General features: G+C 72.3%; 11 protein-coding genes. All 11 read left to right on the top strand.

Annotated features, from left to right (window positions below; all coding sequences use genetic code 11):
• The first annotated feature begins 153 nt into the window (after positions 1-153).
• Positions 154-1,971, top strand: a complete 1,818-nt coding sequence (locus ACWD0A_RS10815; protein ID WP_451296805.1) for a DUF5941 domain-containing protein — start codon at positions 154-156, stop codon at positions 1,969-1,971.
• Entirely contained in the window at positions 1,968-2,705 is a 738-nt protein-coding gene (locus ACWD0A_RS10820) for a phosphocholine cytidylyltransferase family protein (protein WP_451296688.1), read from the top strand. Before ACWD0A_RS10815 ends, ACWD0A_RS10820 begins: the two co-directional genes overlap by 4 nt.
• Positions 2,693-3,754, top strand: coding sequence for an iron-containing alcohol dehydrogenase family protein (locus ACWD0A_RS10825; protein WP_451296690.1), 1,062 nt, complete (start codon positions 2,693-2,695; stop codon positions 3,752-3,754). The genes ACWD0A_RS10820 and ACWD0A_RS10825 overlap by 13 nt, the downstream gene beginning before the upstream one ends.
• Positions 3,732-4,511, top strand: a complete 780-nt coding sequence (locus ACWD0A_RS10830; protein WP_451296692.1) for a CDP-alcohol phosphatidyltransferase family protein — start codon at positions 3,732-3,734, stop codon at positions 4,509-4,511. Before ACWD0A_RS10825 ends, ACWD0A_RS10830 begins: the two co-directional genes overlap by 23 nt.
• On the top strand, positions 4,508-5,392 hold the full coding sequence (locus tag ACWD0A_RS10835; RefSeq protein ID WP_451296694.1) for a glycosyltransferase family 2 protein: 885 nt from the start codon (positions 4,508-4,510) through the stop codon (positions 5,390-5,392). The genes ACWD0A_RS10830 and ACWD0A_RS10835 overlap by 4 nt, the downstream gene beginning before the upstream one ends.
• Positions 5,393-5,476: 84 nt before the next feature.
• On the top strand, positions 5,477-6,406 hold the full coding sequence (locus tag ACWD0A_RS10840; protein WP_307712348.1) for an ABC transporter permease: 930 nt from the start codon (positions 5,477-5,479) through the stop codon (positions 6,404-6,406).
• A complete protein-coding gene (locus ACWD0A_RS10845) occupies positions 6,399-7,196 on the top strand; it encodes an ABC transporter ATP-binding protein (RefSeq protein ID WP_307712347.1) in 798 nt (265 codons plus the stop codon). Before ACWD0A_RS10840 ends, ACWD0A_RS10845 begins: the two co-directional genes overlap by 8 nt.
• A 415-nt stretch (positions 7,197-7,611) precedes the next feature.
• Positions 7,612-8,529: a squalene synthase HpnC gene (gene hpnC, locus ACWD0A_RS10850; protein ID WP_451296697.1), complete on the top strand. Its 918-nt coding sequence runs from the start codon at positions 7,612-7,614 to the stop codon at positions 8,527-8,529.
• A complete protein-coding gene (hpnD, locus tag ACWD0A_RS10855; RefSeq protein ID WP_451296699.1) occupies positions 8,526-9,476 on the top strand; it encodes a presqualene diphosphate synthase HpnD in 951 nt (316 codons plus the stop codon). Before hpnC ends, hpnD begins: the two co-directional genes overlap by 4 nt.
• 352 nt (positions 9,477-9,828) lie before the next feature.
• Positions 9,829-11,214 carry a hydroxysqualene dehydroxylase HpnE gene (gene hpnE / locus ACWD0A_RS10860; protein ID WP_451296701.1) on the top strand — a complete coding sequence of 462 codons (1,386 nt, stop codon included), beginning with the start codon at positions 9,829-9,831 and terminating at the stop codon, positions 11,212-11,214.
• Positions 11,215-11,252: 38 nt separating this feature from the next.
• Positions 11,253-12,338 (top strand): polyprenyl synthetase family protein, encoded by a 1,086-nt coding sequence (locus ACWD0A_RS10865; protein WP_451296807.1) that lies wholly within the window; start codon positions 11,253-11,255, stop codon positions 12,336-12,338.
• Position 12,339: the final 1 nt, after the last annotated feature.

The raw sequence follows: 12,339 nt of genomic DNA on the forward strand, positions 1-12,339 counted from the left end.
TCGACCATGATGATCCCGGCGGGCCTCCGAGGCGTGAACGGCCGATGAATTCCCGCTCCGCTTCATCCGATAGCCTCAGCCGACGTGCCGCCGCCCGGGGACCGGGCCGAGCCGCCGTGCCAGTGCATCGTCAGCTCCAAGGAGTGAGTTCGTCTGTCGACCGCCATCCTCACCGGTCCGCCGGTACCCGGATCGCCGCTCGAAGGCGATCTGCGGTCGCTGGGCTTCGACGTGCACGTCGCCAACGGTCCCGAGCACACCGCCGCGCTCGTCGCGGACGTGCCGGGAGCCGAGCGTGTCGCCCTGGTCGACCCCCGCTTCGTCGGGCACGTGCACGCCCTGCGGCTGGCCCTGACCGACCCCCGCTTCCCTGCCGCCGCCGTCACCGGGGCGCTGACCGCCCAGCCGGCCGCCCGCGCCGCGCTGACCGCGGCCGTGCGCACGGTCACGGCGACCGTGCCCGCCGGGGCGGCCGCCGTCACCGGGGCCGGGCTGGTGGACGACGTCGCCACCGCCCTCGAAGCCGGGGGCGCCACCGTGCACCGTCCCGAGCTGGGCTCCCTGGTCGCCGAGGTGCCCACGGAGGCGGAGCAGAGGCACCGGGTCCGCGCGGCGGTCGAGGCCGTCGACGACGAGGCCGTCCGCCTGCGCTCCGCCGTCAAGGCGCGCGACGGCTTCTTCACGACCTTCTGCATCAGCCCGTACTCCCGCTACATCGCCCGCTGGTGCGCCCGCCGCGGACTGACTCCGAACCAGGTCACCACCGCCTCGCTGCTCACCGCGCTGATCGCCGCCGGATGCGCGGCGACCGGCACCCGCCCGGGCTTCGTCGCGGCCGGAGTGCTGCTGCTCGTCTCCTTCGTCCTGGACTGCACCGACGGCCAGCTCGCCCGCTACTCGCTGCAGTACTCGACGATGGGCGCCTGGCTGGACGCCACCTTCGACCGCGCCAAGGAATACGCCTATTACGCCGGTCTCGCCCTCGGCGCCGCACGCGCCGGCGGCGACGACGTATGGGCGCTCGCGCTCGGCGCGATGGTCCTGCAGACCTGCCGGCACGTCGTCGACTTCTCGTTCAACGAGGCCAACCACGACGCCACAGCGAACACGAGTCCCACGGCAGCCCTGTCGGACAGGCTCGACAGCGTCGGCTGGACGGTGTGGGTGCGCCGGATGATAGTGCTGCCGATCGGCGAGCGCTGGGCCATGATCGCGGTGCTCACCGCCGTCACCACCCCCCGGATCGTCTTCTGGGCCCTGCTGGTCGGCTGCTCCCTCGCCGCCTGCTACACCACCGCCGGCCGCGTGCTGCGCTCCCTGACCCGCAGGGCGCACCGAACCGACCGCGCCGCCCGGGCGCTCGCGGACCTCGCCGACTCCGGTCCGCTGGCCCAGGCGGTGGCGCGTGCCGCCGCGAAGAGCGTGCGCGACCTCCCCGGGCTCATACCGCTCGCGGCCGCCGTCACCGGTGCCGCCGCGGTCGTGGCCACAGCCGCCTTCACCGGTTTCGGCTCCGGGTGGACCGTCGTGGCGGCCGCCGGTTACGCGGTCACCTCCGGCATCGCGGTCGCGCGGCCCCTCAAGGGCGCCCTCGACTGGCTGGTGCCCCCGGTGTTCCGGGCCGCCGAGTACGGCACCGTCCTCGTCCTCGCCGCTCACGCGGAGGTGAACGGGGCGCTACCGGCAGCTTTCGGGCTGGTGGCGGCAGTCGCCTACCATCACTACGACACGGTGTACCGCATACGCGGCGGTACGGGCGCGCCCCCGCACTGGCTGGTGCGGGTGATCGGCGGGCACGAGGGGCGGGTCCTGGCGGTCGCGCTGGCGGCCTTCCTGCTGAACGGCACGGACTTCACCATCGCGCTGACGGTCATCGCCGTGGCTGTCGCGCTCGTGGTGCCGGCCGAGAGCATCCGCTTCTGGGTGTCCTCAGGCGCACCCGCAGTACATGACGAAGGAGAACCCGCATGATCGGCCTCGTACTGGCAGCCGGTGCCGGAAGGCGTCTTCGCCCCTACACCGACACGCTCCCGAAGGCCCTCGTGCCTGTGGACGGCGACACCACCGTCCTGGACCTCACCCTCGGCAACTTCGCCGAGATCGGGCTCACCGAGGCCGCGATCGTCGTCGGCTACCGCAAGGAGGCCGTCTACGAGCGCAAGGCGGCGCTCGAGGCGAAGTACGGTCTGAAGCTCACTCTCGTCGACAACGACAAGGCCGAGGAGTGGAACAACGCCTACTCCCTGTGGTGCGCCCGTGACGTCCTCGCCGAGGGCGTCATCCTCGCCAACGGCGACACCGTGCACCCCGTGTCGGTCGAGAAGACGCTCCTCGCCGCCCGCGGAAACGGCCGGCGGATCATTCTCGCCCTCGACACGGTGAAGAACCTCGCCGACGAGGAGATGAAGGTCGTCACGGCCGACGGCAAGGGCGTCCGGCGGATCACCAAGCTCATGGACCCCGCCGACGCCACCGGTGAGTACATCGGTGTCACCCTCATCGAGCCCGAGGCCGCCGCCGACCTCGCCGACGCGCTGAAGGCCACCTTCGAGCGTGACCCGGACCTCTACTACGAGGACGGCTACCAGGAGCTCGTCCATCGCGGTTTCACGATCGACGTGGCCCCGATCGGGGACGTCAGGTGGGTCGAGATCGACAACCACGACGACCTCGCGAAGGGCCGTGAGATCGCGTGCCTGTACTGACCCGGCTCATCCCTTCCCCGGTCGTCGTCGACATCCGCGCGGGAGCCCTGGACGATCTGGCCGCGCTCCTTGCGGACCAGCGCATCTCCGCGTCCGGCAAGCTCGCCTTCGCCGTCAGCGGCGGCTCCGGGCAGGCGCTGCGCGAGCGTCTGGCGCCCGCGCTGCCGGGCGCCGACTGGTACGAGGTCTGCGACGGCACCATCGACTCCGCGGTCAAGCTCGCCGACGACATAAAGGGCAGCCGGTACGACGCGGTCGTCGGCCTCGGCGGCGGCAAGATCATCGACGTGGCGAAGTACGCCGCGGCCCGGGTCGGGCTTCCGCTCGTCGCCGTAGCGACCAACCTGGCGCACGACGGCCTGTGCTCGCCGATCTCCATCCTGGACAACGACAACGGCCGCGGCTCCTACGGCGTGCCCTCGCCGATCGCCATGGTCATCGACCTCGACGTGGTCCGCGACGCTCCCGTGCGCTTCGTCCGCTCCGGCATCGGCGACGCGATCTCCAACATCTCGGCGATCGCCGACTGGGAGCTCTCCCACCGCGTCAACGGCGAGCCGGTGGACGGCCTCGCCGCGGCCATGGCCCGCACCGCCGGTGAGGCCGTGCTGCGCCACCCCGGCGGCGTCGGCGACGACGAGTTCCTCACCGTCCTCGCCGAGGCCCTGGTGCTCTCCGGCATCGCCATGTCGATCAGCGGCGACTCCCGGCCTTCGTCCGGCGCCTGCCACGAGATCAGCCACGCCTTCGACCTCCTCTACCCCAAGCGGGCCGCCAGCCACGGCGAGCAGGTCGGCCTCGGCGCCGCGTTCGCGATGCACCTGCGCGGTGCGCGCGAGGACGCGGCGCTGTTCGCCGCGGCACTGCGCCGGCACGGGCTGCCGGTGCTGCCGGAGGAGATCGGGTTCTCCACGGAGGAGTTCGTCCGCGCCGTGGAGTACGCACCGCAGACCCGCCCGGGACGGTTCACCGTCCTCGAGCACCTCGACCTCACCACCGACCAGATCAGGGACGCGTACGCCGACTATGCCAAGACCATCCGTAGCTGAACTGCGTCCGGTCGTTCACCCGGCGGGTGTGAAGGACCGGCGCAGCGGAGAGCACTGGGGCGGGCGCCTGTACATGCGGGAGATCTCGCTGCGCGTCACCCGCTCCCTGGTGAACACCCGGGTCACGCCGAACCAGCTGACCTACCTGATGACTCTCGCGGGCGTCCTCGCCGCTCCGGCGCTGCTGGTGCCGGGGATCTGGGGTGCGGTCCTCGGCGTGGTGGCGGTCCAGCTGTACCTGCTGCTCGACTGCGTCGACGGTGAGGTGGCCCGCTGGAAGAAGCAGTTCTCGCTGTCCGGCGTGTACCTGGACCGGGTCGGCGCCTACCTGTGCGACGCGGCGGTCCTGGTGGGCTTCGGCCTGCGCGCCGCGGACCTGTGGGGCAGCGGGCGGATCGACTGGCTGTGGGCCTTCCTCGGCACGCTCGCCGCGCTCGGCGCGATCCTGATCAAGGCGGAGACCGACCTGGTCGGTGTCGCCCGCCACCAGGGCGGGCTGCCCCCGGTCAAGGAGGCGGCGGCCGAGCCGCGCTCCTCCGGCATGGCGCTCGCCCGCCGGGCCGCCGCCGCGCTGAAGTTCCACCGGCTGGTCCTCGGCATCGAGGCGTCCCTGCTCATCCTGGTACTGGCCGTCCTGGACCAGCTGCGGGGCGACCTGTTCTTCTCGCGCCTCGGCGTCGCCGTGCTGGCCGGCATCGCGCTGCTGCAGACGGTGCTGCACCTGGTCTCGATCCTGGCGTCGAGCAGGCTCAGATGACGGCTCCGCTCAAGCTGGGCGCGGTCGTCATCACCATGGGGAACCGCCCCGACGAACTGCGCGCGCTCCTCGACTCGGTCGCCAAGCAGCACGGCGACCGGATCGAGGTCGTCGTCGTCGGCAACGGCGCCCCCGTGCTCGACGTCCCCGAAGGCGTGCGGACCGTGGACCTGCCCGAGAACCTCGGCATCCCGGGCGGACGCAACGTGGGCATCGAGGCGTTCGGCCCGTCCGGCAGGGACGTCGACGTCCTGCTCTTCCTCGACGACGACGGCCTGCTGCCGGGCGCCGACACCGGCGAACTGGTGCGCGAGGCCTTCGACGCCGACCCGCGGCTCGGCATCATCAGCTTCCGCATCGCCGACCCGGAGACCGGGCTCACCCAGCGCCGCCACGTCCCGCGGCTGCGCGCCTCCGACCCGATGCGCTCCTCGCGCGTGACGACCTTCCTCGGCGGCGCCAACGCTGTGCGGACCGAGGTCATCGAGGAGGTCGGCGGGCTGCCCGACGAGTTCTTCTACGCCCACGAGGAGACCGACCTCGCCTGGCGCGCGCTCGACGCGGGCTGGGCCATCGACTACCGCGCGGACATCGTCCTGCTCCACCCCACGATGCCGCCCTCGCGGCACGCGGTCTACCACCGCATGGTGGCCCGCAACCGCGTATGGGTGGCCCGCCGCAATCTGCCCGCGCCGCTCATCCCCGTCTACCTGGGCGTCTGGGTGCTGCTCACGCTGCTGCGCCGGCCCACGGTGCCCGCGCTGAAGGCGTGGTTCGGGGGCTTCGCGGAGGGGTGGCGGACCCCCTGCGGACCGCGCCGTCCCATGAAGTGGCGTACTGTGTGGCGGCTCACCAAGCTGGGCCGACCTCCTGTCGTCTGACAAGCTCGGTTCTGAGAGCATCTGGGCCGAAGGACACACAGAGCCCCGATCAGCCCCGCATCGTGAACACGGAAGTTTCAACTTGTGAGTGACACAACCCATGACGGTGCCGTCGCGATGAGCCCCACGCCGTCGCCCGACGACGGCCTCTCGCCGGCTCAGCTCGCCGCCAAGTACGGACTGTCGGTCTCCGGCGCCCGTCCCGGCCTGGCCGAGTACGTCAGGCAGCTGTGGGGGCGGCGCCACTTCATCCTGGCCTTCTCGCAGGCCAAGCTCACGGCCCAGTACAGCCAGGCGAAGCTCGGCCAGCTGTGGCAGGTGGCGACCCCGCTGCTCAACGCGCTGGTCTACTTCCTGATCTTCGGTCTGATCCTGAAGGCCAGCCGGGGCATGCCGGTCGAGGTCTATGTGCCGTTCCTGGTGACCGGTGTGTTCGTGTTCACGTTCACGCAGAGCTCGGTGATGGCTGGCGTCCGCGCGATCTCGTCCAACCTGGGCCTGGTCCGCGCCCTGCACTTCCCGCGCGCCTCGCTGCCGATCTCCTTCGCGCTCCAGCAGCTCCAGCAGCTGCTGTTCTCGATGATCGTGCTGGTCGCCATCGTCGTGGCGTTCGGCAGCTATCCGACCTGGTCGTGGTTCCTGGTGCTCCCGGCGCTGGCCCTGCAGTTCCTGTTCAACACCGGCCTGGCCATGATCATGGCGCGGCTCGGTTCGAAGACCCCGGACCTGGCCCAGCTCATGCCGTTCGTCATGCGGACGTGGATGTACGCGTCGGGTGTGATGTTCTCCATCCCGATCATGCTCGCCGACCGGCCGGCCTGGATCGCCGACGTCCTGATGTACAACCCGGCAGCGCTCTACATGGACCTGGTCCGTTTCGCACTGATCGACGGCTACGGTTCCGAGAACCTGCCGTCGCACGTGTGGGCGTCGGCCGTCGGCTGGGCCGTCGTGACCGGCTTCGCGGGCTTCGTGTACTTCTGGAAGGCTGAGGAGCGGTACGGCCGTGGCTGACGACAAGAACGACAACAGGTCCACCGCACGCGTGCCGACCGTCATCGCGGACGATGTCCACATCGTCTACCGCGTCAACGCGGGCGGCGGTGGCAGGGGGAGCGCCACCGCGGCCCTGAGCCGGATCCTGCGCCGCGACAAGGGCGAGTCCCGCGGGGTGCGCAAGGTGCACGCCGTACGCGGTGTGTCCTTCACCGCCTACCGCGGCGAGGCCATCGGCCTCATCGGCACCAACGGCTCCGGCAAGTCGACCCTCCTGCGGGCGATCGCCGGCCTGCTGCCCGCCGAGAGCGGCAGGGTCTACACCGACGGACAGCCCTCGCTGCTCGGCGTCAACGCCGCGCTGATGAACGACCTCACGGGTGAGCGCAACGTCATACTCGGCGGCCTGGCCATGGGCATGTCGCGTGAGGAGATCCGCGAGCGCTACCAGGACATCGTCGACTTCTCCGGCATCAACGAGAAGGGCGACTTCATCACCCTGCCCATGCGCACGTACTCCTCCGGCATGGCGGCCAGGCTCCGTTTCTCCATCGCCGCCGCCAAGGACCACGACGTCCTGATGATCGACGAGGCACTGGCCACCGGCGACCGCCGCTTCCAGATCCGCTCCGAGGAGCGCATCCGCGAGCTCCGCAAGGAGGCCGGCACGGTCTTCCTGGTCAGCCACAGCAACAAGTCGATCAGGGACACCTGCGACCGGGTCCTGTGGCTGGAGAAGGGCGAGCTGCTGATGGACGGCCCGACCGACGAGGTCATCAAGGCGTACGAGAAGGAGACCGGCAAGTAGCCGTCACGACGTCCCGGGCCCCTGCCGCAGGCCGAGCGGCGGGGGCCCTCGTGCCCCGGTCGCGTCCTCTCGCCGTGCCCCTCCGGATGCGCACGGACCACGACAATGGTCAAGTTCCCTACGTCCGGGGAAGGTTGGGGCGAATCGGGCCGTTGGCCCCCGGGTGCGCGGCACCCTGGAGCCGCGTCGTGCGTTGTACAACGTAAGCTGTAGCGGTGCGGAATCGCGGCAAGTGGGGGGATTTATCCCTTCCGCCTCAGGGGTCGGGCGGTCACCGGAGGTCAGGATGGGCGGCGGCGTGTCCGAAATAGGATGTATTGGGTCGGCAGTGTAGAACGGGAGATGTGACGGCCATGACGGAATCTCTCCAGCTCCGCCACGCCTGTGCCGTCCCCCTCGTACCGGGCAGTGCGCGGTGACGGCCGCCCGGGAGGCGCGTGAGGCCTCCGCCCGCGCGACCCTCGACAAGGCCGCCCACGAGAACTTCCCCGTCGCCCCCTTCTTCCTCCCACGTGACTGGCGCGACGACCTCATGGCCGTCTACGGATTCGCCCGCCTCGTCGACGACATCGGTGACGGCGACCTCGCCCCCGGCGGCGCCGACGCCCGCAGCCTCGGTGTCGGCCCCGCCGAGGCCGACGACCCGCTCGTCCTCCTGGACGCCTTCGAGGCCGACCTGCGCCGCGTCTTCGACCCGGCCGGCGACACCCCGCGTCATCCGCTGCTGCGCGCCCTGCGGCCCACCGTCCGCCGCCGCTCGCTCACCCCCGAGCCCTTCCTCGGCCTCATCGCCGCCAACCGGCAGGATCAGCTCGTCCGCCGCTACGAGACCTGGGACGACCTGCGCGCCTACTGCGAGCTGTCGGCCACCACCGTCGGCCGGATGGTCCTCGCGATCACCGGCACGTCGAGCCCCGAGCGCATCCGCCGTTCCGATGCCGTGTGCACCGCGCTGCAGATCGTCGAGCACCTCCAGGACGTCGCCGAGGACCTGGCCCGCGACCGCGTCTACCTGCCCGCCGAGGACCTCGAGCGCTTCCGCGTCACCGAGGAGGACCTCGCCGCCCCCACGGCGAACGCCTCGGTGCGGGCACTGATCGCCTACGAGTCCCGGCGGGCCCGCGACCTCCTCGACGAGGGCACGGCGCTCGTGGGCAGCGTGCACGGCAGGCTGCGGCTGCTCCTCGCCGGATTCGTCGGCGGTGGGCGCGCCGCCCTCGCCGCGATCGCCACGGCCGGACATGATGTGCTGCCCGGACCGCCCAAAGCCGCGAAGGCCCACGTGCTGCGCGAAACGGGAGCGGTCTTGCGAAGAGCACGCAGGAAGGGATGAGCCGGACGATGGAGGGATCGCGCCAGACGCCCGCGCCGGTACAGGCCGCGTACCGCTACTGCGAGGCCGTGACCGGGCAGCAGGCCCGCAACTTCGCCTACGGAATCCGGCTGCTGCCGGCCGACAAGCGCCAGGCCATGTCGGCGCTGTACGCGTTCTCCCGGCGGGTCGACGACATCGGTGACGGTGCGCTGACCCCCGAGGCCAAGTACGCCCGGCTGGAGGACACCCGGCAACTGCTCGACCGCGTCCGTAAGGGCGCCGTCGACGACGACGACACCGACCCCGTCGCCGTCGCGCTCGCCGACGCGGCACAGCGCTTCCCCCTGCCGCTGGACGGGCTCGACGAACTCATCGACGGCGTCCTGATGGACGTGCGCGGCAAGACGTACGAGACCTGGGACGACCTCAAGGTCTACTGCCGCTGTGTCGCGGGCGCGATCGGCCGGCTCTCGCTCGGCGTGTTCGGCACCCAGCCCGGCGCACGCGGCACCGACCGCGCCGCCGAGTACGCCGATACGCTCGGCCTCGCCCTGCAACTGACCAACATCCTCCGCGACGTTCGCGAGGACGCCGCCAACGGGCGCAGCTACCTGCCCGCCGACGACCTCGCGAGGTTCGGCTGCTCCGCGGGCTTCCACAGCACCACCCCGCCGCCGGGGGCCGACTTCGTGGGCCTGGTCCACTTCGAAGCGCGCCGCGCCCGGGCGCTGTTCGCCGAGGGCTACCGGCTGCTGCCCATGCTCGACCGCCGCAGCGGCGCCTGCGTCGCCGCCATGGCGGGCATCTACCGCCGTCTGCTCGACCGCATCGAGCGCGACCCCGAGGCGGTGCTGCGCGGCCGGGTATCCCTGCCCGGCCACGAGAAGGCGTACGTGGCGGTCCGCGGCCTCTCGGGTCTCGACGCCCGCCACATCGGCCGCCGCACGCAGGGGGGCCGCGCGTGAGGCCGCTCGCGGTCGCGGCCCCGCGAGGGCCGCTCGTCACTGCCGTCCGCCCCGTACGCGGAACGGTGGCCGCGCACCCGCACCCGCAGCCGCTGCCCAGGACACAGGCGACTGCGTGCCCGCGCGGGGCGGAGCCCGTGGCAGCGCAGCGCACGGTGCCCGTGCCCGTAAGGCACTCGCCCGCGCGCGCCGCGGGTCCGGGCGGGTGCCCGTACCCGTACCGCTGGCTCGGGAGCGGTGGCCCCCGAACGGCCCTTCGGCGGAGCCGAATCCTTCGGACAGTGCCCGTGCCGCGTCCGCGCGGGGCCGCAGCGGCGGCCGCGTCCGTGACGCCTCGGAGGAGGGAGAGCCGATGACGGGCGACGACACCCTGGGGCCGCACGCCGTGGTCGTCGGCGGCGGTATCGCCGGAGTCACCGCCGCTCTGCAACTCGCCGAGGCCGGGCTCGAGGTCACCCTTCTCGAGGGGCGGCCCCGCCTCGGCGGACTCGCCTTCTCCTTCCGCCGCGGTGACCTCACCGTCGACAACGGCCAGCACGTCCACCTGCGCTGCTGCACCGCCTACCGCTGGTTCCTCGACCGCATCGACGCCGCCCGGCTGGCGCCCGTGCAGGACCGGCTGGACGTCCCCGTGCTCGACGTGGCGGCTCCCGGCGGACCGCGGCTCGGCCGGCTGCGGCGTACCGCCCTGCCCGTACCGCTGCACCTCGCGGGCGGGCTCGCCGCCTACCCGCACCTCTCGCTCGCCGAGCGCGTCGGCGTCGCACGCGCCGCGATGGCGCTGGGCAGGCTCGACCCCGCCGACCCCGCGCTCGACGGCATCGACTTCGCCACCTGGCTCGGCCGGCACGGCCAGTCGCCGCGCGCCGTCGCCGCCTTGTGGGACCTCGTCGGCGTCGCGACCCTCAACTCCCGTGCACCGCACGCCTCCATGGGCCTCGCCGCCATGGTCTTCAAGACCGGGCTGCTCTCCGAGCCCGGCGCCGCCGACATCGGCTGGGCCCGCGTACCCCTCGGCGAGCTGCACGACACCCTCGCCCGCAAGGCGCTCGACGCGGCCGGTGTGCGCACCGGACTCTCCACCCGCGTGCGGGGCATCACCCGTGCCGAAGGCGGCCGTTGGCAGGTGGCGGCCGGCGGCGAGACGCTGCACGCCGACGCCGTCGTCCTCGCCGTGGCGCAGCGCGAGGCGCACGCCCTGCTGCCGGAAGGGGCCGTGGACGACCCCGGCCGGCTGCTGGACATCGGCACCGCCCCGATCCTCAACGTCCATGTCGTGTACGACCGCAAGGTGCTGCGCCGCCCGTTCTTCGCCGCGCTCGGCACCCCCGTGCAGTGGGTCTTCGACCGCACCCAGGCCTCCGGGTGCACCGAGGGCCAGTACCTGGCGCTGTCGCAGTCGGCGGCGGAGGACGAGATCGACGATCCGGTCGCCGTGCTGCGCGAGCGCTACCTGCCCGAACTGGAACGGCTGTTGCCCGCCGCGCGCGGCGCACGCGTCCGCGACTTCTTCGTCACACGGGAGCGCACGGCGACGTTCGCGCCCGCCCCCGGCGTCGGCCGTCTGCGGCCGGGCGCGCGCACGCGCGCCCCCGGCCTGTACCTTGCTGGCGCGTGGACTGCCACCGGCTGGCCCGCGACCATGGAGGGCGCCGTGCGCAGCGGGTTCAGTGCCGCCGGTGCTGCGCTCTCCGCGCTCGGCCGTCGCCATGAACATCCGCTCAAGGAGGCGGCGTGAGCACCAGTACTGGAACAAGAGGAGTAAGCGTGCCGACAGTGCCCTCGGCGAACCCGGCTGAAGACACCGCACAGACCGCCCCGGCCGTGGAAGCCACGGACATCGCCGCGCTGCTGGAGCGCGGCCGCACCCTGTCCACGCCGGTGCTGCGCGCCGCTGTGAACCGGCTCGCCCCGCCCATGGACACCGTGGCCGCCTACCACTTCGGCTGGATCGACGCCGAGGGCCGCCCCTCGGACGGCGACGGCGGCAAGGCGGTGCGCCCGGCGCTCGCGCTGCTGTCCGCCGAGGCGGCCGGGGCCGCGCCCGAGGTCGGCATTCCGGGCGCGGTCGCGGTCGAGCTCGTGCACAACTTCTCGCTCCTGCACGACGACCTGATGGACGGCGACGAGCAGCGCAGGCACCGCGACACGGTGTGGAAGGTGCACGGCCCCGCGCAGGCCATCCTCGTCGGCGACGCACTCTTCGCGCTGGCCAACGAACTCCTGCTGGAGATCGGCACCGTGGAGGCGGGCCGCGCCACCCGCCGCCTGACCACCGCGACGCGCAAGCTCATCGACGGCCAGGCCCAGGACATCTCCTACGAGCACCGGGAGCGGGTCACCGTCGAGGAGTGCCTGGAGATGGAGGGCAACAAGACCGGCGCGCTGCTGGCCTGCGCCGTCTCCATCGGCGCGGTCCTCGGCGGTGCCGACGACCGTACGGCCGACACCCTGGAGGCGTACGGCTACCACCTCGGGCTGGCCTTCCAGGCCGTCGACGACCTGCTCGGCATCTGGGGCGACCCCGTCGCCACCGGCAAGCAGACGTGGAGCGACCTGCGCCAGCGCAAGAAGTCCCTGCCGGTCGTCGCCGCGCTCGCCGCCGGCGGCCCGGCCTCCGAGCGCCTTGGCGCGCTGCTCGCGGCCGACGCCAAGAGCAACGACTTCGACAGCTTCTCCGAGGAGGAGTTCGCCGCCAGGGCCGCCCTGATCGAGGAGGCGGGCGGCCGCGAGTGGACCTCCCAGGAGGCCCGCCGCCAGCACGCCGTCGCGATCGAGGCCCTCGACGGCGTCGACATGCCGGAACGGATCCGCGCGCAGCTCGTGGCGCTCGCGGACTTCGTCGTCGTACGGAAGAGATGAT

The sequence above is a fragment of the Streptomyces sp. NPDC002867 genome, from assembly GCF_053591895.1.